At 39.0% G+C, this 16,705-nt stretch carries 16 protein-coding genes and 1 other annotated feature; of the genes, 4 read left to right on the top strand and 12 right to left on the bottom strand.

Translation table 11 applies throughout. The features are described 5' to 3' along the window. Positions 1-137 precede the first annotated feature (137 nt). Complete coding sequence (locus MHH95_RS04520) at positions 138-515, top strand: sodium:proton antiporter (RefSeq protein ID WP_340726584.1); 378 nt, start codon at positions 138-140, stop codon at positions 513-515. A 45-nt stretch (positions 516-560) separates the two neighbouring features. Here the strand turns inward: MHH95_RS04520 and MHH95_RS04515 are convergent, their stop codons facing one another. The 3 genes from MHH95_RS04515 to MHH95_RS04505 all read right to left on the bottom strand — a co-directional run bounded on the left by MHH95_RS04515 (position 561) and on the right by MHH95_RS04505 (position 2,783). Further along, positions 561-1,229, bottom strand: coding sequence for a deoxynucleoside kinase (locus MHH95_RS04515; RefSeq protein WP_191701850.1), 669 nt, complete (start codon positions 1,227-1,229; stop codon positions 561-563). Continuing rightward, positions 1,226-1,864 (bottom strand): deoxynucleoside kinase, encoded by a 639-nt coding sequence (locus tag MHH95_RS04510; RefSeq protein ID WP_340726583.1) that lies wholly within the window; start codon positions 1,862-1,864, stop codon positions 1,226-1,228. The genes MHH95_RS04515 and MHH95_RS04510 overlap by 4 nt, the downstream gene beginning before the upstream one ends. Before the next feature lie 124 nt (positions 1,865-1,988). After that, positions 1,989-2,783, bottom strand: a complete 795-nt coding sequence (locus MHH95_RS04505) for a hypothetical protein (RefSeq protein WP_340726582.1) — start codon at positions 2,781-2,783, stop codon at positions 1,989-1,991. A gap of 103 nt (positions 2,784-2,886) precedes the next feature. Here MHH95_RS04505 and tadA point away from each other — a divergent pair, with 103 nt between their 5' ends. After that, on the top strand, positions 2,887-3,390 hold the full coding sequence (gene tadA, locus MHH95_RS04500; RefSeq protein ID WP_340726581.1) for a tRNA adenosine(34) deaminase TadA: 504 nt from the start codon (positions 2,887-2,889) through the stop codon (positions 3,388-3,390). Positions 3,391-3,398: 8 nt separating this feature from the next. Next, positions 3,399-4,097, top strand: coding sequence for a YwaF family protein (locus tag MHH95_RS04495; protein ID WP_340726580.1), 699 nt, complete (start codon positions 3,399-3,401; stop codon positions 4,095-4,097). A gap of 30 nt (positions 4,098-4,127) precedes the next feature. On the opposite strand, the gene MHH95_RS04490 is transcribed toward MHH95_RS04495, so the two are convergent. The 9 genes from MHH95_RS04490 to serS form a co-directional block, all read right to left on the bottom strand. Further along, positions 4,128-5,255, bottom strand: coding sequence for a zinc-dependent alcohol dehydrogenase family protein (locus tag MHH95_RS04490; protein WP_340726579.1), 1,128 nt, complete (start codon positions 5,253-5,255; stop codon positions 4,128-4,130). 13 nt (positions 5,256-5,268) lie between these two features. Then, a complete protein-coding gene (locus MHH95_RS04485; protein WP_340726578.1) occupies positions 5,269-6,699 on the bottom strand; it encodes an aldehyde dehydrogenase family protein in 1,431 nt (476 codons plus the stop codon). A gap of 60 nt (positions 6,700-6,759) precedes the next feature. Next, positions 6,760-7,593 (bottom strand): AhlS family quorum-quenching N-acyl homoserine lactonase, encoded by an 834-nt coding sequence (gene ahlS, locus MHH95_RS04480; RefSeq protein WP_340726577.1) that lies wholly within the window; start codon positions 7,591-7,593, stop codon positions 6,760-6,762. Positions 7,594-7,809: 216 nt separating this feature from the next. Continuing rightward, entirely contained in the window at positions 7,810-9,174 is a 1,365-nt protein-coding gene (locus MHH95_RS04475) for an MmgE/PrpD family protein (protein WP_340726576.1), read from the bottom strand. Continuing rightward, positions 9,161-10,285 carry a CaiB/BaiF CoA transferase family protein gene (locus MHH95_RS04470; RefSeq protein WP_340727304.1) on the bottom strand — a complete coding sequence of 375 codons (1,125 nt, stop codon included), beginning with the start codon at positions 10,283-10,285 and terminating at the stop codon, positions 9,161-9,163. Before MHH95_RS04470 ends, MHH95_RS04475 begins: the two co-directional genes overlap by 14 nt. 30 nt (positions 10,286-10,315) lie before the next feature. Then, positions 10,316-11,167: a hydroxymethylglutaryl-CoA lyase gene (locus tag MHH95_RS04465; RefSeq protein ID WP_340726575.1), complete on the bottom strand. Its 852-nt coding sequence runs from the start codon at positions 11,165-11,167 to the stop codon at positions 10,316-10,318. 10 nt (positions 11,168-11,177) lie between these two features. After that, positions 11,178-12,344: an acyl-CoA dehydrogenase family protein gene (locus tag MHH95_RS04460; RefSeq protein WP_340726574.1), complete on the bottom strand. Its 1,167-nt coding sequence runs from the start codon at positions 12,342-12,344 to the stop codon at positions 11,178-11,180. An 11-nt stretch (positions 12,345-12,355) separates the two neighbouring features. Then, on the bottom strand, positions 12,356-13,132 hold the full coding sequence (locus tag MHH95_RS04455) for an enoyl-CoA hydratase/isomerase family protein (RefSeq protein ID WP_340726573.1): 777 nt from the start codon (positions 13,130-13,132) through the stop codon (positions 12,356-12,358). 362 nt (positions 13,133-13,494) lie between these two features. Continuing rightward, positions 13,495-14,787, bottom strand: a complete 1,293-nt coding sequence (serS, locus tag MHH95_RS04450) for a serine--tRNA ligase (protein ID WP_340726572.1) — start codon at positions 14,785-14,787, stop codon at positions 13,495-13,497. A gap of 95 nt (positions 14,788-14,882) precedes the next feature. Beyond that, positions 14,883-15,102 (bottom strand) — a binding site (T-box leader). A gap of 156 nt (positions 15,103-15,258) precedes the next feature. On the opposite strand from serS, the gene pdxR reads away from it, so the two are divergent. Beyond that, positions 15,259-16,665, top strand: coding sequence for a MocR-like pyridoxine biosynthesis transcription factor PdxR (pdxR, locus tag MHH95_RS04445; protein ID WP_340726571.1), 1,407 nt, complete (start codon positions 15,259-15,261; stop codon positions 16,663-16,665). Positions 16,666-16,705: the final 40 nt, after the last annotated feature.

Raw genomic sequence — 16,705 nt, 5'->3', positions numbered from 1 at the left:
CTATAATGTTACAAATCATAAAATTCATAAACACTTTTAGCATAAACGAAATAACTTTTTTTTTACAATATTTTTTATACTCGTTACAAATTTATACAGATTGGGAATACTGATACTACTTAAAAGGAGGATTAATCATGAACAATCGACTCATTGAAGTTGTAACAAATGATGTTGGTGAAACTGTTTATAAAATGAAGACTTTTGATATACATGTTACAGCTAAGTTAACAGGGGGAATTGCGCCGACAATTACTTATCTTCATGGAGATAAGGATGTTACGGATGATATACGTGCCATTCGCTTTCATTTCGAAAATCCGGCTTCCTATATTGAAAATTACGCCTCTTTTCAAAAAATACTTTTTGAAAAAGAACAACGTGCAGTTAATGAATTGTATGAAATGATTAATATAAAACCTAAAAATATGTCGACCGGTAAGCAGATTTTATGGAGCTCTTTCGTATTTTTTCTTGTTATGATTCCCATCTTTATTATTCTTTTAATAAAATAAAGAAAGACCGATTTCCGTCATGATACAGAAATCAGTCTTTTTTCATTATTTTCTTAGATGGCTTGTTTGCTCTAGCATATAACCAATACGTGCTACAACGTCTTCTACTTGATCAGGATTTTTCATTAAATCGTAGTCATTTATATCAATGCGCAATACAGGGCACGCATTGAAGTTATTAATCCAGTCTTCATAGCGTCCATGCATTTCCTGCCAGTAAGTATGAGGCGTTTGCTGCTCCATCTCACGTCCACGTTCCTGGATACGACCAATGACATCGTCAATCGGTCCCTCTAAATAGACAAGCAAATCCGGATGCGGGAAATAAGGTGTCATGACCATGGCATCAAAAAGGTTTGTATATGTCTCATAATCTGTTGGTGACATTGTGCCTTTGTCATAATGCATCTTTGCAAAAATACCTGTATCTTCATAAATAGAACGGTCTTGAATAAAGCCACCGCCATATTCAAATATACGTTTCTGTTCTTTAAAACGCTCAGCTAAAAAGTATATTTGTAAATGGAAGCTCCATTTTTCAAAGTCATCATAAAATTTATCTAAATAAGGGTTTGTATCGACCTTTTCATATGATGTGCGGAAATTTAAGCTCTGTGATAATGCATTTGTCATTGTCGATTTCCCGACACCAACTGTTCCTGCAATTGTAATGACCGCATTCGCAGGAATATTGTACTTCTCTCTTAAGTTCATTTCTGATGCAAACTCCTTTGTTGTAACTTTTCCTCTACTACTCGTAGTACATACTGTAAATCTTCTTCGTTCTTTACAAAATCAAGCTCATCCCCATTAAGCGAGATAACAGGAATCTCTGGATGCATCTTTTCAAAATGCCCAATAAACTCATGATAATCACTTGAAAGTTGTTCCATATATTCACGTGTGATATTCTTTTCTACTTCACGACCGCGCATCGCAATTCGTTTCATTAAAGTATCCAAGCTTGCATGTAAATAAATGACCATGTTTGGCTTTGGCATATCTGCCGTTAAAATTTTATAAATAGATTCGTACTTTTCATATTCTGACGCCTTTAAAGTACGTTTCGCAAAAATTAAATTTTTAAAAATATGATAATCAGCCACTACCGGACCTTGCGCTTCAATAATCTCATGAATATCAGATAATTGCTTATAACGATTGCACAGGAAAAACATTTCGGTCTGGAAGCTCCATTCATTAATATCTTCATAAAACTTACCTAGAAATGGATTTTCATCTACAATCTCTTTTAATAAATGATAATCAAACGTTTGTGATACGGCCTTAGATAATGAGGTCTTCCCAACACCAATCGGACCTTCTACTGTTATAAATGGCACAGACATTAGAAGTGCTCCTTCTCTTTTTATAGTCAATGCTTTTCATTTTATCACAATGACTAATAGACAACAAAACAAACTATTTTATTTTACTGAAATCATGAAAAAAGCTGTTCCAAACATGAATCATTCAATCGAATTGAGCAAGTGCCTGTTCTTGTTGTTCATATACTTTATTACATTTTTGTTCATAGTCTACTTCAATCTTTTCACATTCAGTGTTCACCATCTCTTCAAGTGAATGTTCCTTTTCTATGAAATCCCGTTCTAAAGTATCTTGCTGTTGGTCGATTTTTTCATTTAAATCCTGTAATTTCTCAAACAATTGATTCTCGAGCTGGTTTTGTGATGCTATCTCGCTATCCAGGAGCTTTTCAATAGCTTCATCACGCTTTTGCTCAATTAATTCACACTTCTCCTCATGTTTCTCTTCCAGGATACTAAATTGCTGCTCATATATTTCACTTATGTCGAAAAGCGCAGAATGTAAATCACCCAACCTCTGTTCAAAGTCGGTTATGAGACGCCTACTTTTCTCCACTTGTTGATGCTGATAGTTTTTAAATACTGCAAGTTCTTCCGCTTGCATTTGCTCCAGCAACTCTACCTTATTTTGTTTGTAGCCTTTAACTTCTTCACTATAGTCACTTTCATATTTTTCTAAGATAATTTGTTTTCTATTTTCAAATAGTAATTTTATTTTGTCCACTGCAAGAGCACAATTTTGTTTAAGGTCATTTTCTTCATTTTGCTTCCGTTGTTCCAGTGCGATTAATTGCTCTTCATACTGCCATTGTAAAGTCGTATAGATTTGCAATTTATTTTTCTCAACGGTTTCTAATTGTGCCGTGTACTTTTCATATAAATGCTCCAACTGCTTTTCAAAATAACTGTTCACTTCTTCTATTGTTTGAAATGAATTCATAATAATACTCCTTCAAGCTTTTCCTTCATCATAGCACGATTAATTCTATAGTCGCCTAAGCATTTCAACTCATGCTAAACTGAATATAAGGAGTGATAGATAAATGCGCGAACATAACGATCGCTATTACATGCAAGAGGCATTAGAAGAAGCAAAAAAGGCAGCTGCCCTTGGCGAAGTCCCAATCGGTGCTGTCATTGTATATAAAAATGAAATTATTGCACGGGCACATAATTTACGGGAAACAACACAAAACGCTCTAACACACGCAGAAAGCATGGCAATTCAAGAAGCCTGCAAAAAAATAGGCAGCTGGCGTTTAGAGGAAACAACACTGTATGTAACATTGGAACCTTGCCCCATGTGCGCAGGTGCTATTCTCCAATCACGCATACCTCGCATAGTTTATGGTGCACGTGATATTAAAGCAGGTTGTGTTGACTCGTTATATCGTTTATTAAATGATCAACGGTTTAATCATGAATGTGAGGTTACAGAAGGTATATTAGGAGATGAATGTGGCCAAATTTTAACGGACTTTTTCAAGGCTTTGCGCGAACGTAAAAAACAAGAGAAATTATTGCGTAAACAACAACAAGAAAAGTAGGTGGTACGGTGGGCGGATTTGTTATTTTTGATTCCATTCATGTAACATGGCTTATTTTTATTAGTTTGTTTTTAATTATTTCAATATATGGTTATCATTATATTTCTAGTAAACAGCAACAGCTCTATCAAAAATCAATTTTTTGGCTGTTGCTGTTTTTGGAAATAACGAAGCAAATTTACTTAATTGTTACGAAACAATATTCCTATTGGAGCCCGCCACTCCATTTATGTGGGCTCGGTATTTTTATTACTGGTTGGCATGCTTACTTTTCAAACCGAACATCAGCTACACTACTTTATACACTTACTTTACCAGGGGCTGCAATTGCTCTATTATTCCCTGGTTGGACAGCAGATCCGGTTGGAGGATTTTTACACATCCACAGCTTTGTGTTTCATGCCTTACTCGTAGCCTTTATTTGTCCATTAATCAGAGAGCATCAGCTACATACTACATTCCGGGATATTTGGCGCTCGGTGTTGCTCTTACTCATTACGGTACCAGCTATTTATTATTACAATGCACGATTTCAAACGAATTTTATGTTTTTAAATCGACCAGTAAAAGGAACACCCCTCCAGTGGCTTTATGATGCATTTGGCGCTTCCGGTTACTTATTGAGTTTAGCCGGGGTTATCTTTAGTATTTGGATTGTACTTTATGTACTTCTGAACATACAAAAACGACGAAACGTTTCCTTATAATTGTTTCGTCGTTTTATATCTCCACATCGATTAATCCATTTTAATAATGATTCGGGAATTATCCCCTGTAGCTAATAAATCAAAGCCCTCATTAATTTCATCCAAAGGAATAATATTGGATAACAATTGGTCCACTGGTAGTTTACCGGATTTCATCATATGCAAATAATGCGGAATATCTCTCATTGGAACACAACTCCCTACATAAGAACCTTTTATAGTTTTCTCTTCTGCTGTGAGTGTCACATAGGGAAACGAAAATTGGTGCTCTGGGTGAGGTAATCCTGTTGTCGTTGTTGTGCCCCCGCGCTTTGTAATTGCATAAGCTACTTCCATTGCTGGAACTACTCCCGCTGTTTCAAAGGCATAGTCAACACCGCCATTTGTATAAGCTTTCACTTGTTCCACCACATCTGCATCTTGTGAGTTAAAGACTGCTGTTGCTCCTAATTCCTTTGCTTGCTCCAGTTTCTTTTCATTAATATCAATTGCAATGATTTCACGCGCGCCTGCTGTAATTGCCCCGAGCAATGCGCTTAAACCAATTCCACCTAAACCGACAACTGCCACTGTTGTCCCTAGTTGAACTTTTGCTGTATTGACAACAGCTCCTACACCGGTAATAACGGCACAACCAAAAAGCGCTAACTTTTCAAATGGCAAATCTTCGTCTACTTTCACAAGCGAATTTTGCGAAACGACTGCATACTCAGAAAAGGCAGAAACGCCAACGTGATGACCAATGTTTTCATCGCCTGCATGGAGGCGTACTCCGCCACCAATTAACGTACCATCTCCGTTAGCTTTTGCACCTGGTTCACATAAGGCTGGACGTCCTTCCGCGCACGGAACACAACGCCCACAACTCGGCACAAATACACAAATTACTTTGTCACCTTGCTTGAAATTCACAACACCTGGACCTACCTCTTTAACAATACCGGCTGCTTCATGACCTAATGCCATTGGTAAAGGGCGTGGACGGCTCCCATTAATTACAGACAAATCCGAATGACAAAGACTTGCCGCTTTAATCTGGATTAATACTTCGCCTTCCTGGGGGGCATCCAATTCAATTTCTTCTATATGGATTGGTTTACTTTTCGCATACGGCTTTGTTACACCTGATGAACGTAAAACAGCAGAGCGAATTTTCATCATGAGGTCCTCCTTAAATAAGCTTAATTCCAATAAATTTCAAATCGGACATCCCTTCAATTGCATAGCGAATTCCTTCTTTGCCTATACCGCTCTCTTTTATCCCTCCATATGGCATATGATCAAAACGTCGTACGGAAGATTCATTAATCCATACGCCCCCCATCTCCAACTCCTCAGCAAACTTCAATGCACGGTTAATATCAGAAGTAAACACACCCGCTTGTAAGCCATACTCTGAATCATTAGCAGCGACCAATACTTCCTTCTCTTCAGTAAACGGTATTAATGCAACCATTGGAGCAAATACTTCCATACAAACAACTTGCATCGAGTTTGTTACATTTTCCAAAATCGTTGGTTCCAGTACAGTCCCGTCTCTTTTTCCTCCAGTACGAATTGTTGCCCCTTGCGATACCGCTTCTTCTATCCAGCTTGCTGCGCGAATTGCTGCTTCTTCCGTAATCATTGGACCTAACTGTGTTTGTTCTTCCGCAGGGTCTCCAATAATAAGCGCTTCAACTTTTTGCTGTAGTAATTGAGCAAACTCCTCATACACGGCTTGCTCTACATAAATACGCTGTGCAGAAACACACGCCTGGCCGGCAAATGTAAAACCTGCCATTGTAATAGTGGAGGCAGCGTACTCTAAATTTGCATCTGCAAAAATAATATTCGGTGCATTTGAACCTAACTCTAGAGTTACCGGCTTTTTCCCTGCTAGTTCTTGGATATGCCAGCCTACTTTCCCGCTCCCTGTAAAGGTTACCTTTTTCACTAAAGGATGCTTCACTAAGGGTTCTACTAATTCTGTGCCAGGGCCTTGAAGTATATTTAACGCGCCTGTAGGTAATCCAGCATCCTGCAGTAATTCATAAAGCAAAATAGAGGACAGCGGCGTTTTTTCTGCTGGTTTCAACACCACAGTATTACCAACAGCAATAGCAGGAGCTATTTTATGCAAGGCTAGATTTAATGGGAAATTAAACGGTGTAATTGCTGCAATTACACCTAAAGGTATACGCTTGGCAATACCAATTTGGTGCTCGCCTCCTATCGCACTGTCCATTGGTATTTGATCACCTGCTAAGCGCTTTGCCTCTTCACTCGCAAATAGCAGTACTTGAACTGCCCGTGTCACTTCCCCGCGTGCTTCATTAATTGGTTTTCCAGCTTCTATAGAAATAGTTTTTGCGAATTGTTCGCTGCGTTCCTCTAGCAGTATGGAAGCCTTCCGTAAAATCCGGCTGCGCTCATGGGCGGGCATTTTACGCATCGTAGTTTCAAATGTTTGCTGTGCTACCTCGATTGCTTCATTTACATCTTCAATTGAGGCACAGGCAATTGTGGCAATGCGCTCCCCGTTATAAGGATTGAAAACATCCATTGTTTTTTCTTCTTGAATACGGTGCTCTCCATTTAGTACAGATCCTATTTTTTGCATGTTCTTCCCTCCGTTATGACAGTGACACCCTAAGTATGTCTACTTAGGGTGGAGAATTGATTATTCGTAGTAACCTTCCGTCGATTTGATGAACGTTTTAAACTGATTCGAGTCATGTCCAAACCAAATTTCAGAATCATTGCGCGTTGCAAATTCTCTTATTCTTTCAACGGTAGAATTGTAGCCAACAGAATCATACAAAATACCTGGTGGCTTTACTGGTGGGCCATAGCTCTCTGCTGTGTATAAGGCATCAGATGCAAGCAAAACATTTCCATGTCCCGGAAGTTCGATGTGTAAGCCCAACATGCCATATGCGTGACCCGGACCAAAGTTTATAATTTTAATGCCATCTACAAGAGGCACTTCCTTTTCATGAGGCTTAATTGTACGCCAGCGCAGTTCCTTTTGAATCCATGCCATGACATCACCCCAAATATATGCGCCCATATTTCTTGTCATCGCAAATGTTTTCATTACGTTCGACAGCTCTGTATCATGAACGATAATTTCTGCATTTGTAAATAACTCCAGACATCCTGCATGATCTAAATGCAGATGTGAGGCAATAACATATTTAATATCTTCCGGACGGACTTTTAATTGTTCTAATCGATTAATTAAATAGCATTCTTCACTTTGGAATGCAGGGAATAGTTGCTGGATTCCCTCTGGCCAACGCCCGTCATTCCCCATTCCGTCCGGATTACAGCCTGTATCAAATAAAATTTTTCCTTCTGGATGGTCAATCAATACGGCATAAACCGGAAACTCAACAAACTCAGCAGGTGGATTTGGATTATTAATGCTAGCTGGATTATGCATGGCAATCATATAATTTTTATCCATTTTCATTGTCCCTGTATCAAGCACATATACCTTTTTATTACACATCATAGTACCCTCCAGTATGGTTTTATATTTAAAAGACCTTTGCAATTGGTAGCATGGTAAGCAGCCCCCCGTCACCACCTTTCAATGATTCTTTTTTAGTTCGGAATAATTATGGCGCGTGTAACGGTACGTTTTATTGATTCATCCAACGCTTTTTTTTCAAAGTTAAAGGCTTTTGATCACTCACCCTTCATTTATCTGAAAATTGCACAGCTGTTAAACGATTGAAATGTGTTTGATAGGATGTATTGTACGGATGATCTGCTGAACTTGGAGAGTTTCTAAATGTAGTAGTTGATTTATGATTTTTTCCTTGTGGGTTTCTTCCAGTGGTACTAAACTATTGAATTTTTCAATGAAATCTTGCTCGGTTAATGGATTTTCAGGGTCTCCTTTTGGAAATTGGCTTTGCATGACATCACTTGTGCCATCTAGCCAGTGAATTTGAATTTTCGCACCCCACTCATGAGGATATTGACTATGAATGTCTTCATCTACAGACACGACCATCTTTTCCATCAGGCTGCGAATTAACGGATTCTTCAAAGAATCGGCATTAAAGGCATCAAAACCGCCTTTACCAGTCAATAATGCTAAAGCGACACAAAATTGCATACTGAACTTCGCGGCATAAATAGTTTGGGGATTCTTAGCATCGGTAATATCAAGCGCCACTTGATAGGCACCTACTTCAATTGATTGTATAGAGTCGATTCCGTTATTTTTTACCTTTTCATACAGTTCAATCGCTAAGTCCATTGCGGCATGTGTATGGCGACATGATGCATGGACTTTAAAAGCATTTTCAGTAATTTTGTATTGCTCCCCTAATTTATCCGTCATTCGCGTTATATCGTACTCGTCGCTCATTGCTTCAAAAAATCCTCTGCGTCCCTCAAGAATGGCTGTTGCTCCTGTGAAACCTTGCTGTGCTAACAATGCACTTAAAATGCCATTCATTGCTGCCTTACCAGGATGTAATTGCTTACTCATTGCACCATCCTCGATAAATTCCCATAACCCTGCAGCTTGTGTACCGGCTGAACCAAATGCTTGGACAATTTGTGCTTTTGATAAATCCAATAATTTAGCCACAGCTGCTGCCGCGCCAAAAGTACCGCAAGTCGCTGTGTTATGGAAATAGTAGTAATGGGAAGGAGTAACCGTTTCTCCTATACGAAATGCCACTTCATAGCCTACAACAATTGCCTCAATTAACCGTTTTCCTGATAAATTCTGCCACTCGGCAATGGCAATTGCTGCGGGCATAATGACGGTTGCAGCATGTACAATGGACGCTTTATGAATATCATCCAGTTCAATAACGTGGCTCGCCCCACCATTGATGAAAGCAGCATTTGTTATGCTCGTTTTCAATCCTGATACTGCCGTTGCCTGTTTTTCTCCACCAATTATTAATGCCACTTGTTCCATCATTTGAACCGGATCCGCTTCTTTGCCTTTCAATAAAGATGAATAATAGTCGACTATACATAATTTCGTAAAGTGTACAACCTCCTCTGGTATATCCTCAAAACGAACATTCACAATGTATTGTGCCAACTGCTCACTTATTGTCATGTATGCTGCCCCTCCCTAAAATTTCCTTATTGTGCTCCCCTAGCATTGGCGCAGGTACAGTTGGTGTTAAGTCACAGTTTGAAAATGTTAGAGGAATACGTGTTGCATACATTTCCTTATCACGTAAATGTGGCAGACGTATGATAAGTTTATTCTCTATTTGCTGCGGGTCTATAAGGACATCTTGCATCGTTTTCACCTGAGCTACAGGAACTCCTCCATTTTCAAGTGCCTGAATGAGTACATCGCTTTTTTCCGCTTGTGTTATTTTTTCTATTTGTTCCATCAGTAAGGAGCGATTTTTGACGCGCTCTTCATTTGTACAGTAACGAGGATCTTCAACCCATTCATGCCTATTCAATACTTCACATAGTTTTTCAAATAATTTATTGTTTGAGATACCAATCATTATTGCCCCATCTGATGTTCGAAACGCTCCATAGGGTGCAAATGCGCCATGATTAGAGCCTAATTTTTCAGGATTTTCACCCGTTAATTTGGTTGAAAGCAAATGATAGTTCGCCCAAAATACACCGGTTTCATACAATGATGTTGAAACAAAGCTCCCCTCATTTGTATGACTACGTTGCAAAATGGCAGATACAATACCAAGTGCCCCCCACATGGCACTTCCTTGGTCAATTAATGAAACGGGTACCCTTGCTAACTCTTCACTCCCTGTAATACTCATGATGCCTGTTTCAGCCTGCATAATGGCATCATAGCCTGGATACATTTTTTTAGGGCCATGTTGTCCATAGGCAGTCAGTGAACAATAAACAAGTTGAGGATTCACTTCCTTCAATGCTTTATAATCAATCCCCAATTTCTGCGCTATACCAAGCCGGTAATTTTCAACAAAAACGTCGGCTGTTTTAATCAAATCCAGTAATCTTTCGAAATCAGAATTATCCTTTAAATTAAGGGTAATGGATTTCTTCTGTCTATTAATATTTAAAAAGTAAACGCCATCTTCCTGAAATTTAGGCTCCATTTTACGGGCTTCATCGCCACTCAACTTTTCGATTTTGATTACTTCTGCCCCTAAATCGGCCAAAATCATTGTTAATGTTGGCCCTGAAATATTAGTAGTCATATCGATGACACGTATGCCTTGTAATGGTTTCAGATTCAGCCCTCCTTAAACTAAATTACTAGCAAAAGCGCCGACGTCCTTCAATTTTTCAGACTGAATATTTGTCTTAATTCCCATTGCTTCAAACAGCTCTACCACCTTCTCTGTCGCTACATTTCCTGTTGCTCCAGGCGAAAATGGACAGCCGCCAAGCCCCGCGATCGAACTATCAAACTTTTCGATTCCCGCATTTAATGCGGCCATGATATTGGCATAGGCAAAGCCGTTAGTATCATGGAAATGAGCCACGAACGTTGTGTCCGGAAAGTCTCTTCTCAATGCGCTAAATCGCTCATACACAATGCGCGGATTTGCCTGTCCATTCGTATCTCCAATCGAAATTTCATCAGCCCCATCACTCACAAATTGTGAAACGACTCGCTTTACTTGCTCATAGGAGATAGCCCCTTCATACGGACAGCTAAAACACATCGACACATAGCCTCGGATAAACTTCTGCTGAGCCTTTGCATGCCGGAACATTTCGCTACATTCTGCTAAAGACTCTTCAATGGAACGCTTAATATTTTTTTGATTGAATGTCTCGCTTGCCCCAACAAATACTGCAATCTGTGGTACACCTGCTTCGATTGCACGCTCCAGCGCTTTCATATTTGGTGTTAAAGCAAGATAATTCATCCCTAACTCATTGCAAAATGATGTAATTTCCTGTGCATCGGCCATTTGCGGCACTATTTTTGGGTGGACAAAGGAGGCCGTTTCGATTCGCTGAAAACCAGCTTCATATAATTGCTTGATTAGTTGTTTCTTTTCCTCTGTTGGAACAAAGCGTGCTTCATTTTGTAGACCATCGCGAGGACCTACTTCAATAATTTCTACTTTATTTGGAAAGTGCATGATGTTCACCTCAATAAGATTTTGGAAGTTTTAAAATATGTTCTCCTACGTAAGATAAAATTAAATTTGTTGAAATTGGGGCTACTTGATATAATCGTGTCTCTTTAAATTTACGCTCAATATCATACTCTGCTGCAAAGCCAAAGCCTCCGTATGTTTGAATCGCTACATTAGCTGCCTCCCAGGATGCATCTGCTGCCAGTAACTTCGCCATGTTGGCCTCTGCCCCGCAAACTTGCTGCTGATCATAAAGTTCTGCTGCTTTTATGCGCATCAAATCTGCAGCTTCAATATGGATGTGCGCTTGTGCAATCGGGAATTGAATCCCTTGGTTTTGTCCAATCGGACGATCAAAAACGACACGTTCTTTTGCGTAATTCGTTGCCCGTTCAATAAACCAACGGCCATCACCAATACATTCAGCTGCAATTAAAATTCGTTCAGCATTCATCCCGTCCAAAATATAACGGAACCCTTTTCCTTCTTCGCCAATCAAGTTCTCTACCGGCACTTTTAAATTATCAATAAATAATTCTGTCGTTGCATGGTTCATCATCGTCTTGATGGGACGGATTTCCAAGCCATTGCCAACTGCTTCATTTAAATCCACAATCAGCACGGACAATCCATCACTCTTTTTAACACATTGATCTTTTGGGGTTGTACGCACCAACAAAATCATTAAATCTGAATGTTCTGCACGTGAAATGAATACCTTTTGACCGTTCACAATATAATGGTCGCCATCACGTTTCGCAAACGTTTTTAAATTTGTTGTATCCGTACCTGTATTTGGTTCTGTCACGCCAAATGCTTGTAAACGGAGCGTACCATCCGCAATCTTTGGTAAATATTTCTCCTTTTGTGCCGGCGAACCATGCCGCAAAATTGTACCCATCGTATACATTTGGGCATGGCAAGCACCCGCATTCCCGCCTGAGCGGTTAATTTCTTCTAAAATCACTGACGCTTCCAATATTCCTAAACCTGAACCACCATATTGTTCAGGTATTAGAGCCCCTAAAAAACCTGCCTGTGTAATAGCTTCCACAAATTCTGTCGGATAACCGTCAATTTCATCTAACTTCCGCCAATACGCACCATCAAAACGTTTACAAACTGCTCTAACAGCTTCCCGAAGTTCCTCTAGAAATACGAGATTCTCTGTTTGCATCATATAGTATCCTCCTACCTTCCGATAAAATTAGGTTTCCTTTTCTCATTAAAGGCTAAGATACCTTCTATTCGATCCTCTGAAGCAATGACCTCATTGTATGTTTCAATTTCGATTCGAAATGCTTCAGATGCTTCTAATGAACTGATCTCTGCTATTTTCTTTACTCCTTGAATTCCTAATGGGGCGTTAGATGCAATCGTTTCGGCCAATTGCAGTGCAGTTTGCAGCACATCTGAGGATTCAACCACTGCATTAAATAAACCTGCCTGCTGAGCTTCCTCTACTGGAACAATTCGGCCTGTAAATAGCCATTCCTTTGCAATATGAAGCGGTACACGTTTTGGTAATAATCGCGCACCCCCTCCGCCAGGCATTATTCCTCGAGTAACCTCAGTCAATCCTACTTTAGTGTTTCTGCCGGCGATTATTAAATCCGTATTTAAGACGAGCTCAAATCCCCCCGCAAGTGCATAGCCGTTTATTGCAGCTATTGTAGGTTGCTTACAATTGGCTACAGCCTGAAACATTTGCTCAAATAAATGATGCTGTTCTGTCCATTGTGAATCGCTCATCCCCTTACGTTCTTTTAAATCTGCGCCTGAACAAAAGGCATCTACAGTAGAAGAAGTTAAAATAACGACACGTACTAGCTGCTCATTCAGAGACTGAAATACATTGAGCAGCTCCTTAGCCATCTCCGTATTAAAGGCATGGCGCATTTCAGGTCGGTTTAACGTGACAATCGCAATTTTCTCTTCATATTCATATGAAACTTTAATGTATTCCATTCGTTCACTCATCCTCCTGTGAGATTACTTGATTCATTTAAGGCTTTATAATTTTTGTTGGAACTGAGGTGTTATTAAAAAAGAGAGTATTAGGCAAGATAATATTGGAATTATTGAAGTGAAAATAACTGTGTATATATAGAGGGTTTTATGAAAATTGATTTTGATGTAACTGCTGAAAATAATGTTATGAGTCAGTAAACTCTATTATTCTTTGAACATTGCATTGAGTATACTATTTTCTCGAATATAACAAAATATTCTGCCTTTGTAAAACTAATTACTAAATAATATATTTGTTTGCAAATGAAAAAAGTGTGCTGAATTTATTAGATTCAACACACTTTCAAATTAAAATTTAATTATTTCGCCGTAATCATTTCTAGGCCACCCATATATGGACGTAAAACGTCGGGAACGACTACAGAACCATCTTCTTGTTGGTAATTTTCCAGAATTGCTGCTACTGTACGGCCAATTGCTAGACCTGAACCGTTTAACGTGTGAACGAATTCCGGTTTTGCGCCTGCTTCACGACGGAAACGAATATTGGCACGACGTGCTTGGAAATCTTCAAAGTTTGAACATGAAGAAATTTCGCGGTACATGTTTTGTGCCGGAATCCATACTTCTAAATCGTACTTCTTCGCAGCTGTGAAACCTAAATCTGCTGTACACATTTTTAATTTGCGGTATGGCAAACCTAAAAGTTGTAATACCTTTTCAGCATGACCAGTTAAAATTTCCAATTGCTCATAAGATTCTTCCGGTTTCACAAAGCGTACTAACTCAACTTTATTGAATTGATGCTGACGGATCAATCCACGTGTATCACGACCCGCAGATCCTGCTTCTGAACGGAAGTTAGCGCTGTATGCTGAAAATGCTTGTGGCAGCATTTCTGCTGATAAAATTTCATCACGGTAGTAGTTTGTTACCGGCACTTCAGCAGTTGGAATCAGGTAATAATCCATCTCATCTTCTTCACGAACTAATTTAAATACATCTTCTTCAAACTTCGGTAATTGACCTGTGCCCGTTAATGAATCGCGGTTAACGATTTGCGGTGGCAACATTTCCGTATAGCCATGTTGATCTGAATGAAGATCCATCATAAAGTTTAGTAAAGCGCGCTCTAAACGTGCACCCAACCCTTTATAAAATAAGAAACGGCTTCCTGTAACTTTTGCTCCGCGCTCAAAATCCACGATATCTAGCTCTTTCGCAATATCCCAGTGTGCCTTTGTTTCAAAGTCAAATGTTGGTACAGTGCCCCAAGTGTATTCCTCTACATTGTCATCCTCTTCTGTTCCAACTGGTACTGACTCATGCGGGATATTCGGCAAACGCATCATCATATCTTTAAACTCTTCTTCAATGCCATTTAACTCAGCATCTAAAGCTTTAATCTCATCGCCTACTTCACGCATACGAGCAATCACTTCTGTTGCATCTTCCTTGTTGCGCTTCATAACAGAAATTTGCTCAGATACTTTATTGCGCTCAGCCTTTAATACTTCTGTTTTGGAAATTAGCTCACGACGCTTTGTATCTAGGTTTTCAAAGTTGTCCAGATTCCCTAAATCTTCGTTACGTGTAAGAAGCATACGTTTTACTTCTTCAAAATTGTCTCGGACACGCTTAATGTCTAACATAATTTTTCCTCCTAAAGTTTATGAATGATGATCCCGAGCACTTTAACGCATTAATGTATTAGTAAAGTGAATACAAAAAAGCCCTCAATCCCTATGAAAGGGACGAGAGCTACCCGCGTTGCCACCCTAATTGAATAGATCTAAAATCTATTCCTCTTAACAATTAACGACTCTGGTAAGCCGGCTTCTACCTACTTGTTAGTTTTCGGAAAAAGCATCTCAAGGACGGATTCACAAGTGCTTTTATCAGCTTTCACCACCCGCTGACTCTCTAAAAAAAACTTGCTTGCTACTACTTCCTATCATCGAATTCATTTATAAATTTAACCATACTGTACTATAAACAGTACATCAATGCAAGTTTTCCCTAAAACATTCAGAAATAATTGCCGATGTGCTATACTTTTCTGACATTATTGAAATTAATATATTTTTATTTTTCTTAAAGGTCACAAAAGGAGGTACTTTAATATGCTTTTCTTTCAACTAAAAAAAGAACATTCTATTCCACTCTACGAACAGCTATATATCGGTATAAAAGATGCGATTACAAATAACCAACTGGTTGTAGGAACTCGCCTACCTTCTAAACGGGAACTGGCGGAATTTTTCAATATTAGCCAAACAACTGTTGAACTGGCCTATGCTCAACTGTTAGCGGAAGGATATATTATGTCAAAATCTCGCATTGGCTATTTTGTAGAAGAAATTGATTCATTGCCTTATCGTAAAAATTCCGTAATGGATGTTAACTTTAAGAATGTAGCTCAGCAAACTGAGTATAAAATTGACTTTTCCTCTGCAAAAATTGACGAGGATGCATTCCCGTTTACAACATGGCGAAAATATGCCAAAGATGTTCTAGATAAGCCATTCAAACATTTACTGCAAACTGGCGAACGTCAAGGTGAGCTGGCATTACGAATCGAAATTTCAAACTATCTTCATCAGTCCCGGGGGATAGCGTGCCAGCCGGAACAAATCGTAATTGGCTCCGGAACCGAACAGCTCCTGCCCATGATTTTAAAAATATTAGACGATGATTTCCTACTAGCCTTTGAAAATCCAGGCTATTCACCAATACCAAGGCATCAACTAAGTCAGCTCGCTATTCCAATTTCCGTTGATTCAGACGGAATTGTTGTGGAACAATTGCAGAAAACGAACGCAAATGTTGTTTATGTTACTCCATCTCACCAATTCCCGACTGGGGCAGTACTGTCTGCCAACCGGCGCACTCAGCTATTGAATTGGGCAGCTAAAGCACCTAATCGTTTTATAATTGAGGATGATTACGATAGTGAGTTTCGTTATATTGGAAAGCCGATTCCGGCATTACGGGGAATGGATCAAAACGATCGCGTTATTTATTTGAGTACTTTTACGAAATCCCTTATGCCATCATTACGCGTTGCCTATTTCGTATTACCCCCATCACTTATTAAACGCTATCAAGAGCATTTTAATTACTATTCTTCCACTGTTCCTCGGTTTGAACAGCATATTTTAGCAAAGTTTATGGAAGACGGGCATTTTGCAAAACACTTAAATCGTATGCGGAAAATTTATCGTAAGAAGCACGATAAATGTATTGAGATTTTTTCAAATTATTATCCACAAATATCTATATCTGGAGATGCAGCAGGTACGAATATATTAATAGCCTTTCTTCATGATCAATCTGAATTGGCGCTTCAACAAATTGCCTTACAGCATCATATTAATATTTTGCCTCTTTCCAACTATTATCTAACAGAGCAATCATACTCTAAACGGACATTTTTACTAGGTTTTGGAAATTTACAAACCCATGAAATAGAACATCAAATTCATGATCTAATGGCCATTTGGAATATCTCCAGAATATCAGTAAACTAAACCCAACCTTTGAGACGTTCTAAATTAAGAACGTCTTTCT

The sequence above is a fragment of the Solibacillus sp. FSL K6-4121 genome (assembly GCF_038002585.1).
In the GTDB taxonomy this organism is placed as follows: Bacteria; Bacillota; Bacilli; order Bacillales_A; family Planococcaceae; genus Solibacillus; species Solibacillus faecavium.
Note: the sequence above shows the minus strand (reverse complement) of the source record. Positions and strands in the feature narration are given on the sequence as shown.